Source organism: Pseudomonas sp. OA65, assembly GCF_017498305.1.
GTDB lineage: Bacteria > Pseudomonadota > Gammaproteobacteria > Pseudomonadales > Pseudomonadaceae > Aquipseudomonas > Aquipseudomonas zanjanensis.
This window is the reverse complement of record NZ_JAGDEZ010000002.1, coordinates 228,697-245,290: the sequence shown is the minus strand read 5'-3', so window position 1 is coordinate 245,290 and position 16,594 is coordinate 228,697. Positions and strand designations below refer to the sequence as shown.

The following is a 16,594-nucleotide window of genomic DNA, read 5'->3' as shown; positions in this document are numbered from 1 at the left end:
AAGAAAGGAACCGCATCGTGATCAAGTTGAAGCTGGACAACGTGAACAAACAATTGGGTGGCGCGCGCATTCTTCGTGACGTCAGCCTGGAAATCTCGGCCGGTGAGTTCGTGGTCTTCGTCGGCCCTTCGGGCTGCGGAAAGTCGACCCTGCTGCGCCTGATCGCCGGACTGGATTCGATCTGTGGCGGCGACCTGCTGATCGACGGTCGCCGGGTCAACGACCTGGAGCCGCGCGAGCGTGGCGTCGGCATGGTGTTCCAGTCCTACGCGCTGTACCCGCACATGAGCGTCTACGACAACATCAGCTTTGGCCTCAAGTTGGCCAAGACCGAAAAGACCAGCCTGCGCGAGCGGGTGTTGAAAACCGCGCAAATCCTGCAGTTGGACAAGCTGCTGCAACGCAAGCCACGGGAACTGTCGGGCGGCCAGCGCCAGCGTGTGGCCATGGGCCGGGCCATGGCGCGGGAACCGGACATTCTGTTGTTCGATGAGCCACTCTCCAACCTCGACGCCTCCCTGCGCGTGCAGATGCGCAACGAAATCGCTCGCCTGCATGGACGACTCGGTTCGACGATGATCTACGTGACCCACGACCAGGTTGAAGCGATGACCCTGGCCGACAAGATTGTCGTGCTCAATGGCGGGCGCATCGAGCAGGTCGGCTCGCCACGGGAACTCTATGAGCGTCCGGTCAGCCGTTTTGTCGCCGGCTTCCTCGGTTCACCCCGGATGAATTTCATTGCCGCCTTCCTGCATACGCCGGGCGAAACCAGCCAGGTGGAAAGCCTGGTGCTGGGCATGACGTCCCTGCCCGTCGACAGCTCGGACCTGACGGCGAATACGCAACTGAGCCTGGGGATTCGCCCGGAACACCTCTCCCTCAAGGCGGCACAGGGAACGACCGGCCTCGTGGTGAGCGCGGTCGAATACCTGGGGAGTGAAACCTATGTGCACCTCGACACCGGCCAGGACGACCCCATGGTCTGTCGTTGCGAGGTCAACGCCGGATGGCGGGTGGGAGACCGGGTCGAGCTGCAACTGGATATCGACAACCTGCATGTGTTCGACGCGCACGGCACGGCGTTGCAGCGCCGCGCCATCGACAGCCTGCCTGCTGGCGTGGCTCCACACCCGGCATCTGCGGGCGCCCTATGACCTTGTCCTTGAAGAACATGAACAACCCAATGCCAGCCTCTCTCGAAAGGGCCCAGCAGGCCCTGATCGATAACCTGCCTCACCTGATCCATGACTATCGACCCGACTATCACCTGGCCCCGCCAACGGGTTGGATGAACGACCCTAACGGGGTGGTGTTCTTTCGTGGCGAATACCACGTGTTCTACCAACACCATCCCTTCGACGCCAAATGGGGCCCGATGTACTGGGGCCATGCCAAGAGTGCCGACCTGGTCCATTGGCAGCACCTGCCCATTGCCCTGGCACCGGGCGACGACTTCGACCGCGACGGCTGTTTTTCCGGGAGCGCGGTGGTGTGCGGTGACACCCTGGCACTGCTCTACACCGGGCACACCTGGTTGGGCGACGTCGGCGACGAACGCTTCATCCGCCAGGTCCAGTGCCTGGCCACCAGTGTCGACGGCGTCCGGTTCGTCAAGCATGGCGCGGTCATCGAGCACGCACCGCAAGCGGCGATCATGCACTTTCGCGACCCCAAGGTCTGGCAGGAAGATGGCTATTGGTACCTGATTGCCGGCGCACGCCTGGGCGACACGCCGCTGCTGCCGCTGTACCGCTCCACCGACCTGCATGCCTGGGAGTTTCTCGACTACGTGTCCAGCGGCAATGAAGGCGATGGCTACATGTGGGAATGCCCGGACCTGTTTCGCTTGGACGGGCGCGATGTGCTGCTGTATTCCCCCCAGGGCATGCGACCGTCGGGTTACGAACGGCTCAACAAGTACCAGACCGGGTATCGCATTGGCCAGCTCGACAGCGACTGGCACTTCAGCGGCGGGCCGTTCATCGAGCTGGATAACGGTCACGACTTCTACGCCGCGCAAACGCTGGTGGCCGCCGATGGTCGGCGCCTGGTGTGGGCCTGGCTGGACATGTGGGAAAGCCCGATGCCGAGCCAGGCCCATCACTGGTGCGGCATGCTCGGTTTGCCCCGCGAGCTGGAATTGCAGGGCGATCGCCTTGGCGTGTTTCCGGCCCGAGAGCTGACGGCGCTGCGCCAGGCGCCGTTGCCGAGCGTCGCGCCATGGGCCGAGTCCGGCAGCCGCTGGGTGCCGCAGGTGACAGGCGACCGGTTGGAAATCCATGTGCACCTGGATCTGCTCGGTTGCAGCGAAGGCCAACTGGGCATCGCCTTGCGCTGCAGTGCCGATGAGCGGGAACTGACGCTGCTTTACTACGACGCGACCCTGCAACGCTTGGTGCTCGATCGCAGCCGCTCGGGGGCGCAAGTGAGCGGTCAGCGCAGCGTGTCGATCGATCAGGCGCAAACGCAACTGCACCTACGGGTGTTTCTCGATCGCTCGTCCATCGAGGTGTTCGAGGACAGCGGCCGCTTCAGCCTCAGCAGTCGCCTCTATCCTCGGCCCGACAGCCTCGGGGTGAAACTGTTGGCCAACGGCACTGGCGGGCGCGTGGCCATTGCCAACGCCTGGCCGCTGGGCTCGGGTTGGCTATGAGTCACGTCATCCGAGTCGCGAGAAGCGCGGGCGCTGTGGCATGATTCGGCGTCAACCTGACTGGCCGCACTTCGCATGACTTCCGTGAAAGACGTTGCACAGCTGGCCGGCGTATCCCTGATGACGGTTTCGCGAGCGCTCAACACGCCGGAAAAACTGAGCCCCGAAACCCTCGAGCGGGTCCGTCGCGCCATCGATGAACTGCAATTCGTACCGAGCCTGTCGGCGCGCCGGATGCGCGGCGACAACCTGCAAGCACGCACCATCGGGGTGTTCGCACTGGACACCGCGACCACGCCGTTCGCCGTCGAGTTGCTGCTGTCGATCGAGCAGACCGCGCAGCAGGCGGGCTGGAATGTGTTCATCCTCAACCTGCTGAGCAACCCGCCCACCGACCAGAACATCGACCTGATGCTGTCGCACCGTCCCGATGGCTTGATCTTCAGCGCCATGGGCTTGCGCCAGGTGAGCATTCCGGAACGACTCAAGCGCAAGCCGCTGGTGCTCGCCAATTGCCTGGCCGATGACCGCCAGTTGGTCAGTTATGTGCCGGATGATGAAGCCGGGCAGTATCGCGCCGTGCATCATGCGTTGAGCCAAGGCTACCGGCGCCCGCTGTGCATCAATTTGCCCAGGAAAAGTGTGGCCTGGCGCCTGCGCCAGCAAGGCCTGCAACGCGCCTGCCAGGCCTTCGGGCTAGCACCGGATGCGCTCCTGCAATACGACCTTTCCGATCACGACGCCTACGGTGAAACCGCCGCCATTCTCGACCGGCATATCGTCGATGGCCGTCCGCAATTCGACGTCCTGGTCTGCGGCAACGACCGCATTGCCTTTTGCGCCTATCAATGGCTGTTGGGCCGCGGCTTGAAAATTCCCGACGATGTGGCGGTGCTGGGCTATGACAACATGATTGGCATCGCCGAACTGTTCATGCCGCCACTGACCACGGTGCAACTGCCGTACTACGAAATCGGTCGCCAGGCGGCCCGGCACCTGATCGAGACGCTTGAGGTGACAGGCCCTCAGCCGGTGGATTGCCCGCTGGTGGTCAGGGCATCGCTATAAGGCCGCCGGCAACTTGTGGCCAGAGATGCACCTTTTTGCTTAAGTAAACAGCATGATGATCACTCCAATCCCTGTGGGAGCTGAGCTTGCTCGCGATAGCGGTGGGTCAGGCTGCATTGAAGTTGTATGTGCCGCCGTCATCGCGAGCAAGCTCGGCTCCCACATTGATCTCGGGTGCTTATGATTCGGTGTCCACGGCAGGCTGCTGCGCTGGCGATGGCGGCAACGACGCGATGATCCGGGCGCGGCACACCTCGAGGATTTCATCGGCCAGGGCGGAATCGTCCGGGCAGGACCGCGACAACATGATCGCGCCGACGACATGGGCCAACATGTCGAGCATCTTCGCCCTCACCTCTTGCTGCGGCGCTTCTTGCCCGGTCTCGTACTGGCTTTCGAGCGCCGCCAGCGTGTTTTCGATGCCGTTGGCAAAAGTCGCCTTCAGCTCGGGCGATTGACGGGCAGCGTCCCCGCACAATGCCGCCAGGGTACAACCGCCGCCCGGGGCGTCACGGTGCTCCCTGGACACGTAGAGATCAACGAACTCTGGCACCCCGACGCCCACGCTGTTGATCAGCGATTGCGCCAGGCTGCTCGCCGCCGCTTCGGTCATTAGGTCGGCCTTGGAGCCGAAATGCTTGTAGAAACCGCCATGGGTGAACCCGGCGGCCGCCATCAGATCCGCCACACCCACGCCGTCAAAGCCTCGCTCACGAAACAAGACAGAGGCCGTCTCGACGATGTGCTCCCGATTTGCCTGGGCCTGGGCCTTGGTTACGCGCATTTCTCACTCCCTCGTGCTGCTGGAAAATCATGCTCACATCATACATAGATGTCGAGCATAATCAAATTCGTTGACATTTTAGATTTCGATCATCATCATAATGGCAAGCCACTAGCAGTCCGGTGCGCATGACTCGCCCATCAATCCCTGAAGAAGAGAATCACCCATGAACACTCGCACAACCGTTCTCATCACTGGCGCCTCCACCGGCATCGGCGCTGTCTATGCCCAGCGCTTTGCCCAACGCGGGCACAATCTGGTCCTGGTGGCCCGCGACAGCACGCGCCTGGAAGCCCTGGCCGCCAAGCTGCGCAGCGAACACAACGTTGCCATCGACATTCTCCAGGCCGACCTCACCCAGATCAGCGACCTGACCACCGTCGAAGCCCGCCTACGGGACGACGCCAGCATCGGCATCCTGGTCAACAACGCCGGTGCCGCCCAGTCCGGCAGCTTCATCGAACAGTCGACCGACAGCGTCGCGCACCTCGTGTCGCTCAACACCACCGCGCTGGTCCGGCTGGCCAGCGCCATCGCCCCACGCCTGGTCCAGGCGGGTGACGGGGCGATCATCAACATCGGCTCTGTCGTGGGCCTGGCACCGGAGTTCGGCATGTCGGTCTACGGCGCGACCAAGGCGTTCGTGTTGTTTCTCTCCCAGGGCCTCAGCCTGGAACTCTCCCCGAAAGGCGTCTACGTTCAAGCTGTCCTGCCTGCGGCCACTCGCACCGAGATCTGGGAACGCGCGGGCATCGACATCAATACCTTGAACGAAATCATGGAAGTCGCTGACCTGGTCGATGCCGCGCTGGTCGGCTTCGATCGTCGCGAGCCGGTCACCATCCCGCCCTTGCAGGAAGAGGCGCGCTGGGATGCCTTGCAGGCGGCGCGCCAAGGCCTGCTCGGGCAAATCAAGCAGTCCCAGGTCGCCGAGCGCTATCAAGACCTGGCGTGATCGACGTCTAGCGGGCGCCGGCGCGAAGGAACGCGCCGGATGCCTCGATGGCTGGCCAGCCTGCTGACCCTTATGAGAACCAAGCACCATGAAGGCATTTCTAATCGACCGCTACGGCAAGCACAGTGGCCGTATCGGCGAGGTACCGGCCCCTGAAGTGGCTGACCACGACGTTCTGGTCCGCGTCCACGCCGCCAGCGTCAACCTCCTGGATTCGAAGATCCGCAAAGGCGAATTCAAACTGATCCTGCCCTACTCGTTTCCGTTGGCCTTGGGGCATGACGTGGCCGGAGTCGTGGTGCGCGTGGGATCCCGTGTCCAACAGTTCAAGCCGGGCGATGAAGTCTATGCCCGCGCCCCGGATGGGCACATCGGCACCTTTGCCGAGCAAATTGCAGTGAACGAAAATGCCCTGGCCCTGAAACCGGCAAACCTCAACATGGAACACGCCGCCGCCCTGCCCTTGGTCGCCCTGACGGCCTGGCAGGTATTGGTGGAAACCGCGGGATTGAAGAAAGGGCAAAAAGTCTTCATCCAGGCCGGTTCAGGGGGCGTCGGCACCCTCGCCATCCAGCTTGCCAAACACCTCGGTGCCTTCGTTGCGACCTCCACCAGCACCACCAATGTGCCTTGGGTCAAAGCGCTAGGGGCCGACGTTGTCATCGATTACAAGCAGCAGGATTTCTCCAGCGTCCTGCAGGACTATGACGTCGTGTTGAACAGCCTGGGCGCCGATGAACTGGAGAAGTCGCTGAAGATCCTCAAGCCCGGCGGCCAGCTCATTTCCATCTCCGGACCGCCGACCCCACAGTTCGCCCAGGCCCAGGGATTTTCCTGGCCGCTGCGGCTGATCATGGGCCTGTTGAGCAGCGGCATCCGCCGCAAGGCCCGCCGACAGGGCGTGAGCTACGCCTTCGTGTTCATGCGCGCCAGCGGCGCCCAACTGCGCGAGATCAGCACACTTGTCGAGTCAGGTAGCCTCAAGCCGGTGATTGACCGAGCCTTCCCTTTCGAGGCGACGGCCGATGCCTTGGGTTATGTCGAACAAAGTCGTTCGAAAGGCAAGGTCGTCATCAGGATTCACTCAGGAATGACCGATGAGTGAAACCCGTTTGCCTACGTTCATCACCACACCGCAATGTGCGAATCCGCCCTCGGTTCGGTCCCGCCGCACAGCACGCCGCTGACCGGGTCGCGCAGGATGATCTGGCCGCGACCATAGTCGGTCAGGTCGCTGGCGATCTGAACCTCATGCCCCCGTCGCGCCAGGGCATTGGCCAGGTCCCGTGAAGCTCCATGCTCGATCCCGACCTTCATGTCGCCCAGCCATTGCCAGCGCGGTGCGTCCAGGGCCGCTTGCGGGTTCAGGCCAAAATCCACCAGGTTCATGACCATCTGTACATGTCCCTGGGGCTGCATGTAGCCGCCCATCACGCCGAACGGGCCAAGGGCTTCGCCATCGCGGGTAAGGAACCCGGGAATGATGGTGTGGAAGGTCTTCTTGCCCGGGGCCAGGCAGTTGGCGTGGCTCGGGTCGAGGCTGAACTCCTGCCCACGGTTCTGCAGGGCGATGCCGCTGTCGGGCAGCACCACGCCGGAGCCGAACCCGTGGTAGTTGCTCTGGATGAACGAGACCATGTTGCCCTCGCCATCCGCCGTCGCCAGGTACACCGTGCCGCTGGCGTGGGGGTCGCCAGGCTTGGGCGGTTGGGCCTGCTCGCCGATCTGCCCTCTGCGATGGGCGCTGTAGTCATCGCTGAGCAGGTCAGCCACCGCCACGCGCATGTGCAGGGGGTCGGTGATGTAATGCAGGCCGTCGCTGTAGGCCAGCTTCATCGCCTCCAGTTGGCGATGCCAGGTCTGTTGGCTGTCACGCTGATCGAAGTCGAAACCTTCCAATATCTTCAGGGCCATCAAGGCCACCAGGCCCTGCCCGCTCGGCGGGATTTCCCAGACATCCACGCCTCGGTAATTGACGTGTATAGGGTCGACCCACTGGGCGCGATAGTCCTTGAGGTCCGAGGCGCGCAAGTAGCCGCCGCTGGCCCGGGAGTGAGCGTCCAGGCGCTCAGCCAAGGCACCGCGATAAAGGCTTTCGCAGGCGGTGTCGGCCAGTTCCTGGAGCGTGCGCGCCTGGGCCGGATTGCGAAAGATCTCCCCGGCCCGTGGCGCCCGGCCGTCGATCAGGAACGTCTCGAACCAGGCCTCCAGAACAGCATCGCGATGGGGTGCGAACTCGTTCACGGCGATCTGCCATTGATGGGCAACCACCGGCGACAGCGCAAAGCCGTCCCGGGCCAGGCTGATGGCCGGTTGCAGCAGCTCGGCGAAAGGCAGCTTGCCAAAGCGTCGGGACAGCTCGGCCCAGGCCGATGGGCAGCCGGGGACCGTCACGGGTGTCCAGCCATACACCGGCATTTTTTCATGGCCGGCAGCCTTGACCGCCTCGATGCTCAAGGCCGCCGGCGCATGACCGTTGCCGTTGAGGCCATGCAGTTGGCCCTTGCACCAGACCAGCGCGAAGGCGTCACCGCCGATCCCGCAGCCCGTGGGCTCCACCACCGTCAGCGCCGCCGCGGTGGCGATGGCGGCGTCGATGGCATTGCCGCCTTTTTGCATGATCTCGATGCCCGCCTGGGCCGCCAGGGGCTGGGACGCGGCGACCATGCCCCGGCGGGCGAAAACGCTTTGGCGTTGCGATGGATAAGGGTATTCGTAGGCAGAAAATTTAAGCATGGCTAAAACTCTTCAATGCAGGAATTCAGTGACCGGGGGACGTCACAACACGCGACTGAGAAACGCCCGGGTGCGCGGATGAATCGGGTGACAGAAAATCTGCTCCGGCGGCCCCTGCTCGATAAGCTCGCCCTGGTCCAGGACCACCACGCGGTCGGCCACTTCCCGGGCAAAGCCCATTTCATGGGTCACCACGACCATGGTCATGCCCTCCTCGGCCAGCTCCTTCATCACTTGCAGCACCTCGCCGACGGTTTCCGGGTCGAGGGCGCTGGTGGGTTCGTCGAACAGCATGGCCTGGGGCTTCATTGCCAAGGCCCGGGCAATCGCCACCCGTTGCTGCTGGCCGCCGGAGAGCATCGATGGGTAGTGATCGGCCTTGTCCGCCAGGCCGACCCGCTCCAGCAAGCCGCGAGCCTGTTCCAACGCGGCGGCGCGAGTCACCCCAAGCACCTGGATCGGCGCCTCGATGATGTTTTCCACCGCAGTCATGTGCGGGAACAGGTTGAAGCGCTGGAACACCATGCCAATGTCCCGCCGCTGCCGGGCGATGTTGCGCTCCGACTCGCGCACCAGGCGGCCATCCGCCCGTTCGCGATAGCCCATGGGCTGGCCATTGACGCGGATGCGTCCGCCCTGGATGTCTTCCAGCAGGTTGATGCAACGGATGAAGGTGGTCTTGCCCGAGCCCGACGCACCGATCAACACCACCACTTCGCCGCGCCGCACTTGCAACGAGATGCCCTTGAGAATCTGCAACTCGCCGAAGGACTTGTGAACGCCCAGCGCCTCGATGATCAGCTCTTCGCTTTTATGCGCCATGGTCAACGTGCCCTCAGCAGGTTCAGGGTGCTGCGACCGAACATCCGCGTCGACGCCGGCGGTGGCGACGAAGGTCGGTCCGATTGGCCGAAACGGGCCTCCAGCCAGCGCTGGAAAAAGCCCCACAACGTGGTCAGCAACAGGAAGTAGATCGCCACCACCAGGTACAACTCAAACACCCGGAACGTCGCCGACGTGACCATCTGGGTACTGAGCAGCAGTTCCTGGACGCCGATCACGCTGACCAGCGTGGTGTTCTTGAGCATCACGTTGAACTCGTTGCCCAGCGGCGGAACGATGACCCGGAACGCCTGGGGCAAGACAATACGGCGCATCAGTTTGGCGAAGGTCATGCCCAGGGAACGTCCGGCCTCGTATTGGCCCTTGTCCACCGCGCCGATGCCGGCGCGGATGATCTCGGCCATGTAGGCACCCTCGTTGAGGCCCAGGGCAATGATTGCCGCCTGGATATTGCCGGGGATCACCAGGCCAAGGAGGTCGATGTCTTCGAAGCGGAAAATCCCGCCGGCGGCCAGCGCGGTGTAGAGGAAGACGATCTGCACCAGCAGCGGCGTGCCGCGCATCAGCCACACGTAAAAACGCACCGGTAAATGCAGCAATGGGTTCTTCGACAACCGCAACAGCGCCGCGGCCAGCCCCAGCACGCAGCCCAGCAACATCGCCAGCACACTGATCAGGCAGGTCAGCCAGAGCCCGGTGAGGTACACCCCACTGGGCTGGAGCAGGTACTGCCAGAACACATCCCAATTGAAATTCATCGACGGTTCACCTCAATCGAGCGTGTCACTGGAGACATGCCATTTACCGAGCAGTTGGCTGTAGCTGCCGTCGCTGCGCATATCGCCGATCACCTGCTGCACGGCGGCGGTCAGTTGCGGATCGTCCTTGCGAATACCCAGGCCGGTGAGAATCCGGCTGAAGGCCGGCACGCCTTCCTCAAACAAGTCGGGGGCCATGGTGGCGTAGTAACCGGCGGTTTCCACGGTGGTGCCGTAGGCGTCGACCTGGCTGATGCGCAGGGCCTGGAAGGCATCGGTGTCGGAGTTGTAGACCACCAGTTTCATCGGCGGCTTGCCGGCCTTGGCCAGGGTTGCGTTCTCGGCGTCGAGCAAGGTCTTGATGGTGGAACCGTTGAGCACCGCGACCTTGTGTCCGGAGAGATCCGGCAGCGTCTTGAGGCCCTTGGGATTGCCCTTGGGCACCACCACCGCCTGGCTGGAATACATGTAGTTGACGATGTCGATCACCTCGCGGCGCTCGGGCTTGTCGAACAGCTGGTCGACGATCATGTCGCACTGTTGGGCCAACAGCGCCGGGAGCAATCCGGAAAACGGAATCACCCGCCACTCCACTTTTTTGTCACCCAGGCGCTTGGCGATTTCCAGCCCCAGGTCCACGGTCAATCCCTTGGGTTTCTGCGCCTCATCGAAGGACACCAGCGGCGGCGAATCCATGCCCGAGCAGTAGACGAGTTTATCGGCCTTGAGCAAACGCTCCGGGACAACGGGCGCGGCAACCGCCCATTGCGCACAGAAACCCAAGGATAAAGCGGCAACCAACAGGCGAGGCTTATGCATGACCAGACACTCCAGTTCATTAATGACGGGCAGTACTCAAAGTCAAAACACGGGGCAGGCTCTAAGTGACCCGCTCTCGTTATTTTTTCGATTGCAGGAACTCGATCAATTCAGGGACGGTGCCTTCGATGTGCGCCCGCACCACCGCCTCGGCCTTCTCGGCATCGCCCGCACGCAGGGCATCGAGGATCAGCATGTGCTCCTGGCGCGCGCTCAAGGGCTTTTCCACGTGCTGCAGCCAGAGGCGCATGGGCGCTTCGATCAGGGAATACAGCGCGCTGATCTGCTTGAGCAATCGCGGGCGACCGCTGAGGCTGCACAGGTATTCATGGAACGCGCGATGGCGGCCGACCCACTCGGCGCTTTCCTCGCGGTAATCGTCCATCTCGTCCAGCAAGCGCTCCAGGGCGGCCAACTGACGCTCACCAATCTTCGCCGTCGCGACACGCGCCGCCAGGCCTTCGAGGGCGCTGCGCATTTCGAAGACTTCATGCAATTCATTGATGTCGAGGCCGCTGACCACCGCCCCGCGATTGGGCCGCAGCGTCACCAGGCCCTGGGCATCCAGACGGCGAAAGGCTTCGCGCACCGGCATGCGGCTCATGCCGATCTCGTTGGCGATGTCCTCGGCAATCAGCCGGTCGCCCTTGCGTAACCGACCGCCACAAATGGCATCGAGCAGGAAGTTGTAGGCCTCCTCCTCGGCCGTCATGGGCGGGCGTTCAGCGTACGTCGGAGCAAATTGCATGGCAGCACCTTCTGCATTTTTGTATCCAATTATCCATGGATTCAAAAAAGCAGAATGCGTGCCAACCCCACGCGTTATCCTGCAAGCGTTTGATTTTAAGGAATTAATCGAGGAAAACGGTTGTCCGCCTTAAGCCCTGGTTCGCACAGGTGTGCTACCAAACAGCTCAGCGGCTGCCTTTTATGGGTGCAGGATGGCGCTTCGGTAACACCGCAGGATACCGCTCCTCAAGCCGGCGCCCTGGGCGTATCCGAGGGAGACTCGCCAAACAGCGCCCGGTAATGGACGGCAAAATGGCTCAGGTGGAAAAACCCCATCGCCACCGCGATTTCACTGACATTCAGCGCGGCCGCACGGGTCGTGATCAGTCGACGGCGCACCGCATTGAGCCGCAGGTTGCGCAGGTACTCCACCGGACGCATGCCGGTGACGGCCTGGAAACTGTTCTGCAGGGTCCTGCGGCTGACCCGCAATTGCTCGCACAAATCGAGGATGCTCAAGGGCACATCGGCGCTGGCCACCACCAGTTCCTGGCAACGCTTGACCAGGTAGGCACTGACGGCAAAATTGCCGCGCCGGCCGCGCACCTCGTCCGTGGCGTGGCTGAACAGGTCGAGGAAGGCGTTGAGCAAAACGTCTTCGAGGATTTTCTCCGCGGCGGGATTGACCGCATCGGTCTGTTCCAAAAGGTGACGAAACAGTGGATGGATCCGTTGTTGCACCCGACGCAGCACCACCTCATCCACACTGACCTGGGACACGCTTTTCAAGCGCTTGAGCTGTTCGCCCGACAGTTCGTAGGCCGCGAGCTTGGCAAACCGCACCGTGTCGACATTGGCCGCGAAGAAATGCGTGCCTTCCGGGGCGTGCAGGACGAAATCTTCGCCATCGCGCAACAGCACGACGCTGTGGGCGCCCACCTGGTGCCCCTGCACCACCGGCGCCCCGCCCAGGGACATGGCAATGCACAAGCGTCCTTTTGGCGCGCAACCACGCTGCACGACGCGTTTATCCAGCACCTCCTGGAAAATCTGGAAACGCTCGGCGCACACCTGCCGCAGCTCGCTGGACAGGCAACCGCGCCCGAGCTGGTCATAGACTTGTTGCCAGCCCAGGATCGAACCGGCGTGTTGCTGAGGATCATTGAAGGTACGGACTTCGGCGAACATGATCATTGTTCCTCGGTGGCGCTGTGCTTAAACCTGAAGCTGATATCCAAAGAAGTCGATAAACCTGTGGCGAGGGAGCTTGCCCCCGCTTGACCGGGCTGGCGCTCCAGGGCGAAGCGCTCACAAAAATGGGTCTGCTGCGCAGCCCAGCGGGAGCAAGCTCCCTCGCCACGGACTCGTGAACCGTTCTTATTGCCGGAAAACCAAAGCCAGTTCCATGCCAAGCATGTGCAACCGGTACTCGGCGGCCTTGATGTCCAGTGGCGCCAACAAAGATCCGGACAGCACCACCTGCCCCGCTTCGACACACTGCCCATCGGCCAGCAAGCGCCGGACCAGCCAGCACAGATTGGCCTGGGGCGTGTCCTCCCGCGCCTGGGCATTGCCCTCGCCACAGGGCACCCCGTCACATTCCAGGCGATAGTTCACGTGGGCCAGTTGCCCGGGATGAAACCTGACCCGCGAACCCAGGCAATACAGCGCCGCGGCAGCATTGTCGGCCAGAAACGCGCCGACGCCGAAACGCCAGCCTTGCCAACGGCAATCGGCGATCTCGAACGCCGGCGCGACCTCGGAAATGGCGGCGAGAATGTCCTCGTCGCTATAGAAACCGGGCACCAGCGTGCGCCCCAGGACAAACGCCAGCTCGATTTCCAACTTCGGCTGGATCAGCCGTGCGAGGGACACCGTCTGTCCAGGTTCCACGACCATGGCATCGGTCAGCGCCCCCAATACCGGCTCATCGATACCGAAACGGTCCTGGGCGGCGCGGCCAGCGAAGGCCACTTTCCATCCGCTCAGCCGCTCACCGCCGACCTGGCGCCGACGCAGCGCCTCGCGCTGCAAGGTGTAGCCCGTCGGCAAATCGACGGCCTCGGGTTCCAACGAAGGCAAGGCGTGTATGGCCTGCCCGGCATCGTGAAGCCGGACCAGCAGATCCTCTTCGCGCCTCATGACAGTTGCTCCGCCAGTTTGCGCAACACGCCTTCGAGTCGCTCGGGGGTGGTGATCGCCGCAACGAACCGATCCGGCCGCACCACCACGACGCAATCTCGCACCTTGGCAAACCATTCCCCCAGGCGGTTATCGACGTCTTCGACGCAAATGGCACCGCTGGCAGACAAGGGTTGATTGCGCCCCACGCCACTGCGTGAGCGATTGATTTGGATGAAACGCGTGTCCCAGCGCGCCCAATAAGCAGCGGTCTGCTCGCTGAGTTGTTCGCTCGGATTGACCCGATACCCCAGCACCGCATACGAATGCCCCAGTACCTCGTCCAGGCGCCGACGCTGACCCTGGGCATCTTCGATGGACGGTTGGATGAACAACTGTCCAACCAGATCATCCTCATGCAATTCGGCACGCTCGTGATACACCAGGCCTTTGGTGATGGTCGCCTTGGGTTTGAACTTGAATTCCAGCAAATGCGAACGCAGGTTGTCGACGCTGTTGACGGCCTGGAACAACCAGTCCCGCACCCCGGCCATCAACGGGTTGGTCAGCCCCAGGACCGCGCCCATGTTGTCGGCCAACGCGATGAGATCGGTCGCGTGCCCGCGGCGCTCCTGGTCGTAACTGGCCAGGATCGCCGGCGCCGCCCGCCCCTGGAGAATCGCGGCGAGCTTCCAGGTGACGTTGGCGACATCACGCAGGCCCGAATTGAGCCCCTGCCCGGCCCAGGGCGGGGAAATATGCGCCGCATCCCCCACCAGTGCCACACGGCCCTGGACAAAGCGCGCCGCGACCCGGGAATTATGGGTGTAGGCGCGGATCCGGATGATTTCAAGTTGATCGACTGCCTCGCCGATATGCCCGCGGATCAAGTCCCGGATCGTCGCCTCTTCGCACATTTTGCCCTCGTCTTCGCCCTCCAGGAGCATGAACTCCCAGCGCCGTTGCTGATACGGCAGGTAGATGCAGACAAACGGCCGCTGAGGGTCGGCATGCAAGGCCGTATAGGGTGCATCGAGGCTGTCATTGGCCGTGTCGATCACCACCCATTTGCGCGGATGGGTCAGCCCCAGCAGCTCGATGCCGAGTTTCTTGCGCACGCTGGAACGTCCGCCATCGGCACCGATCACGTACTGCGCCTGCAACTGATACAGCTCCCCTTGGGCATCGCGCACCTGCAAGGTCACACCCTCGGCGTCCTGCTCCAGATCGAGCATTTCATGGCCCTGGCGCAACTCGACACTGGCGTGTTTGCCCAACTGCTCGCGCAACGTCGTTTCCAGCAACTGCTGCATGAAGATGTTGCGCATCGGCCAGCCATAGTTCGCCGTGCTCGGCTTGACCTCGGCAAAACACACGCCCCGCGCGTTGTAGTAACGCAGGGGCACGTTGCTGATCATGTCGCGTGCGGCCAGCTCAGCGATGCCGATGCCCTGCAACACCCGCAGCGCCTCGTCATCCATGCCCACCGCACGGGGATACGGCAGGACGCCGTCAGCCAATTCGAGGACGATGCAGTCGATACCGTACAGCCCCATGTAATGAGCGGCCGTGATCCCGTTCGGGCCGCCGCCCACGATGACTACCTGGGTTTTCTCCTGCTTCATCGCTATTCACCGCTTTGTTGTTGTGGTTTTAGGCATTGGTCGTACAAATAGTCCATGACGACAAGGTTGAACATTGCGCTCTGGTCATCATGAACGTAATGGCTGGCGTCGGCGATTTCCTCTGTGCTCACCCACTTGTTGGCCTGTTTTATCGACTCGAGGGTCGCCAGGGGCAGGAAGTCGGAACGGGCGCCACGAATGAACAGCGTCGGGCAATCCAGCGCCCGCACCGCCGGCCACAAATCGGTCGGGGTAATGCTCAGGCGCGCTTGGGCAATACTTTGCTGGTCGTGACGCCATTCGATTCCAGCCAGGGTTTCCTTCATCGAATACATCAACCTGGAGGCCAGCCCCTCCTCAGAGAGACCAGGTCGCGCTTGCAGCCAGAACTGGGCGGCGCTCTCCCAGTCAGGAAACAACAGCGGTGTCTGGCTCATCTCGCGCCGAATCCGCGCGGCGCCGTCACCGCTGACCGAAGAACCCGGGCCGATGTCCTCGATCACCAGTGCTTGCAGTCGTCCCGGATGGAGCCGCGCATACTCCAGCGCATTGGTGCCACCCAGAGAATGCCCCACCAGGACGAAACGCTGCAGCCCCAGATGCGCCACCAGGTCTTCAAGATCGTTGACATAGACCTCGGTCCGGTAACTGGAGGCATCCGCCCAGTCACTGTAGCCGCGACCGCGCTGGTCGAGGGCATAGCAGCAGTATCGCTCGCCCAATGCATTGGCCAGGCCATCCCAGGTCTGGGCATAGGAGCGCAGCCCATGCAGCAACAGCACGGGAATGCCTGACGCATCGCCCCACGACAAATAGTGCAGGCGCATCCCCGAGCGATTGATGAAGAACTGGCTGTTTGCAGATATTCCTTGGCTTTCCACGATCAGCGCCCCTCAATACAGGCCGTCATTGCCCTTGACGTCGGCAGCCTGGAGACCACCCAGACGGGCATGCAGACGCCCACGCGTGGCGAAGGCCCAGATGATGATCAACTCGTCGGCCGCCGGACCATCGCCGAACGACAGGGAAATGCTGTCGTAATGGGAGCGGACATACAGCGCGTCCTTGTGGGCCAGCGGCACGTCGATGGTTACGCCAGGCCCGCCGCGCTTGCCGGTGGAAGGCACCCAGGACTTGCCGCCGCCCAACGCGACACGGATCGGATCCGCCGCCGGATTGGTCAGCAAGGCATTGCCGTGCTCGTACTCGCCTTGGCTGCCCACCAGGCACGCCTTGCCGTAGCTGACGATCTCACGCTGGCCCGCCAGTACCCGGATGCGCCGACCGAACTCCTGGCCCAGCAAGGGCGACGGCTCTATCAGCTCGGCCAGGCTTTCACTGAAACGGCCAGCGTAAGGGTTGGCGATCACCGCGCCGATGGCGTACTTGAACAGTGGCTCACCGTCGGCCAACTGGCCGGTTTCGTTGGCCAGGGTTTCCTCGACGAAGCTGTACCATTTGCGGATGTGATAACTGGCGAAATTCGCGGTTTTCATAAGA

16 protein-coding genes are annotated in these 16,594 nt (G+C 62.6%); 5 read left to right on the top strand and 11 right to left on the bottom strand.

Translation table 11 applies throughout. From position 1 onward, the window contains the following. The first annotated feature begins 17 nt into the window (after positions 1–17). The 3 genes from ugpC to J3361_RS02705 all read left to right on the top strand — a co-directional run bounded on the left by ugpC (position 18) and on the right by J3361_RS02705 (position 3,724). Positions 18–1,157, top strand: a complete 1,140-nt coding sequence (gene ugpC / locus J3361_RS02715; protein WP_207962227.1) for a sn-glycerol-3-phosphate ABC transporter ATP-binding protein UgpC — start codon at positions 18–20, stop codon at positions 1,155–1,157. Next, positions 1,154–2,656, top strand: coding sequence for a glycoside hydrolase family 32 protein (locus tag J3361_RS02710; RefSeq protein ID WP_207962225.1), 1,503 nt, complete (start codon positions 1,154–1,156; stop codon positions 2,654–2,656). The genes ugpC and J3361_RS02710 overlap by 4 nt, the downstream gene beginning before the upstream one ends. Before the next feature lie 75 nt (positions 2,657–2,731). Then, positions 2,732–3,724, top strand: a complete 993-nt coding sequence (locus tag J3361_RS02705; RefSeq protein WP_207962222.1) for a LacI family DNA-binding transcriptional regulator — start codon at positions 2,732–2,734, stop codon at positions 3,722–3,724. A 178-nt stretch (positions 3,725–3,902) separates the two neighbouring features. Here the strand turns inward: J3361_RS02705 and J3361_RS02700 are convergent, their stop codons facing one another. After that, the gene (locus J3361_RS02700) at positions 3,903–4,508 is read right to left on the bottom strand and encodes a TetR family transcriptional regulator (RefSeq protein WP_207962220.1); all 606 of its coding nucleotides are present in this window, start codon (positions 4,506–4,508) and stop codon (positions 3,903–3,905) included. A 166-nt stretch (positions 4,509–4,674) separates the two neighbouring features. Here J3361_RS02700 and J3361_RS02695 point away from each other — a divergent pair, with 166 nt between their 5' ends. Continuing rightward, positions 4,675–5,463: an SDR family oxidoreductase gene (locus J3361_RS02695; RefSeq protein ID WP_207962218.1), complete on the top strand. Its 789-nt coding sequence runs from the start codon at positions 4,675–4,677 to the stop codon at positions 5,461–5,463. An 88-nt stretch (positions 5,464–5,551) separates the two neighbouring features. Further along, entirely contained in the window at positions 5,552–6,568 is a 1,017-nt protein-coding gene (locus tag J3361_RS02690; protein WP_207962216.1) for an NADP-dependent oxidoreductase, read from the top strand. A 20-nt stretch (positions 6,569–6,588) separates the two neighbouring features. Here J3361_RS02690 and J3361_RS02685 read toward each other — a convergent pair whose 3' ends face one another. The 10 genes from J3361_RS02685 to J3361_RS02640 all read right to left on the bottom strand — a co-directional run bounded on the left by J3361_RS02685 (position 6,589) and on the right by J3361_RS02640 (position 16,590). After that, the gene (locus J3361_RS02685; RefSeq protein WP_207962214.1) at positions 6,589–8,199 is read right to left on the bottom strand and encodes a gamma-glutamyltransferase family protein; all 1,611 of its coding nucleotides are present in this window, start codon (positions 8,197–8,199) and stop codon (positions 6,589–6,591) included. A 42-nt stretch (positions 8,200–8,241) separates the two neighbouring features. Next, positions 8,242–9,021 carry an amino acid ABC transporter ATP-binding protein gene (locus J3361_RS02680; protein WP_207962212.1) on the bottom strand — a complete coding sequence of 260 codons (780 nt, stop codon included), beginning with the start codon at positions 9,019–9,021 and terminating at the stop codon, positions 8,242–8,244. Positions 9,022–9,023: 2 nt separating this feature from the next. Beyond that, positions 9,024–9,800, bottom strand: coding sequence for an amino acid ABC transporter permease (locus tag J3361_RS02675; protein WP_207962211.1), 777 nt, complete (start codon positions 9,798–9,800; stop codon positions 9,024–9,026). A 12-nt stretch (positions 9,801–9,812) separates the two neighbouring features. After that, positions 9,813–10,619 (bottom strand): ABC transporter substrate-binding protein, encoded by an 807-nt coding sequence (locus J3361_RS02670; RefSeq protein ID WP_207962209.1) that lies wholly within the window; start codon positions 10,617–10,619, stop codon positions 9,813–9,815. 79 nt (positions 10,620–10,698) lie between these two features. Continuing rightward, entirely contained in the window at positions 10,699–11,367 is a 669-nt protein-coding gene (locus J3361_RS02665) for a GntR family transcriptional regulator (protein ID WP_207962207.1), read from the bottom strand. Between the two features lie 227 nt (positions 11,368–11,594). After that, positions 11,595–12,536 carry a helix-turn-helix domain-containing protein gene (locus J3361_RS02660; protein ID WP_207962205.1) on the bottom strand — a complete coding sequence of 314 codons (942 nt, stop codon included), beginning with the start codon at positions 12,534–12,536 and terminating at the stop codon, positions 11,595–11,597. 189 nt (positions 12,537–12,725) lie between these two features. Continuing rightward, entirely contained in the window at positions 12,726–13,490 is a 765-nt protein-coding gene (locus tag J3361_RS02655) for a 2-keto-4-pentenoate hydratase (protein ID WP_207962203.1), read from the bottom strand. Beyond that, complete coding sequence (locus J3361_RS02650) at positions 13,487–15,094, bottom strand: bifunctional 3-(3-hydroxy-phenyl)propionate/3-hydroxycinnamic acid hydroxylase (RefSeq protein WP_207962201.1); 1,608 nt, start codon at positions 15,092–15,094, stop codon at positions 13,487–13,489. Before J3361_RS02650 ends, J3361_RS02655 begins: the two co-directional genes overlap by 4 nt. A gap of 2 nt (positions 15,095–15,096) precedes the next feature. Beyond that, positions 15,097–15,960 (bottom strand): alpha/beta hydrolase, encoded by an 864-nt coding sequence (locus J3361_RS02645; RefSeq protein ID WP_207962401.1) that lies wholly within the window; start codon positions 15,958–15,960, stop codon positions 15,097–15,099. A gap of 27 nt (positions 15,961–15,987) precedes the next feature. Beyond that, positions 15,988–16,590 (bottom strand): amino acid synthesis family protein, encoded by a 603-nt coding sequence (locus J3361_RS02640; RefSeq protein WP_186705872.1) that lies wholly within the window; start codon positions 16,588–16,590, stop codon positions 15,988–15,990. Positions 16,591–16,594 lie beyond the last annotated feature (4 nt).

What these genes read in the sequence shown, in the direction of transcription:
- J3361_RS02710 (WP_207962225.1), top strand. Translation starts at nt 1,154, where the DNA reads ATGACCTTGTCCTTGAAGAACATGAACAACCCAATGCCAGCCTCTCTC.
- J3361_RS02705 (WP_207962222.1), top strand. Translation starts at nt 2,732, where the DNA reads ATGACTTCCGTGAAAGACGTTGCACAGCTGGCCGGCGTATCCCTGATG.
- J3361_RS02700 (WP_207962220.1), bottom strand. Translation starts at nt 4,508, where the DNA reads ATGCGCGTAACCAAGGCCCAGGCCCAGGCAAATCGGGAGCACATCGTC.
- J3361_RS02695 (WP_207962218.1), top strand. Translation starts at nt 4,675, where the DNA reads ATGAACACTCGCACAACCGTTCTCATCACTGGCGCCTCCACCGGCATC.
- J3361_RS02690 (WP_207962216.1), top strand. Translation starts at nt 5,552, where the DNA reads ATGAAGGCATTTCTAATCGACCGCTACGGCAAGCACAGTGGCCGTATC.
- J3361_RS02685 (WP_207962214.1), bottom strand. Translation starts at nt 8,199, where the DNA reads ATGCTTAAATTTTCTGCCTACGAATACCCTTATCCATCGCAACGCCAA.
- J3361_RS02680 (WP_207962212.1), bottom strand. Translation starts at nt 9,021, where the DNA reads ATGGCGCATAAAAGCGAAGAGCTGATCATCGAGGCGCTGGGCGTTCAC.
- J3361_RS02675 (WP_207962211.1), bottom strand. Translation starts at nt 9,800, where the DNA reads ATGAATTTCAATTGGGATGTGTTCTGGCAGTACCTGCTCCAGCCCAGT.
- J3361_RS02670 (WP_207962209.1), bottom strand. Translation starts at nt 10,619, where the DNA reads ATGCATAAGCCTCGCCTGTTGGTTGCCGCTTTATCCTTGGGTTTCTGT.
- J3361_RS02665 (WP_207962207.1), bottom strand. Translation starts at nt 11,367, where the DNA reads ATGCAATTTGCTCCGACGTACGCTGAACGCCCGCCCATGACGGCCGAG.
- J3361_RS02660 (WP_207962205.1), bottom strand. Translation starts at nt 12,536, where the DNA reads ATGTTCGCCGAAGTCCGTACCTTCAATGATCCTCAGCAACACGCCGGT.
- J3361_RS02655 (WP_207962203.1), bottom strand. Translation starts at nt 13,490, where the DNA reads ATGAGGCGCGAAGAGGATCTGCTGGTCCGGCTTCACGATGCCGGGCAG.
- J3361_RS02650 (WP_207962201.1), bottom strand. Translation starts at nt 15,094, where the DNA reads ATGAAGCAGGAGAAAACCCAGGTAGTCATCGTGGGCGGCGGCCCGAAC.
- J3361_RS02640 (WP_186705872.1), bottom strand. Translation starts at nt 16,590, where the DNA reads ATGAAAACCGCGAATTTCGCCAGTTATCACATCCGCAAATGGTACAGC.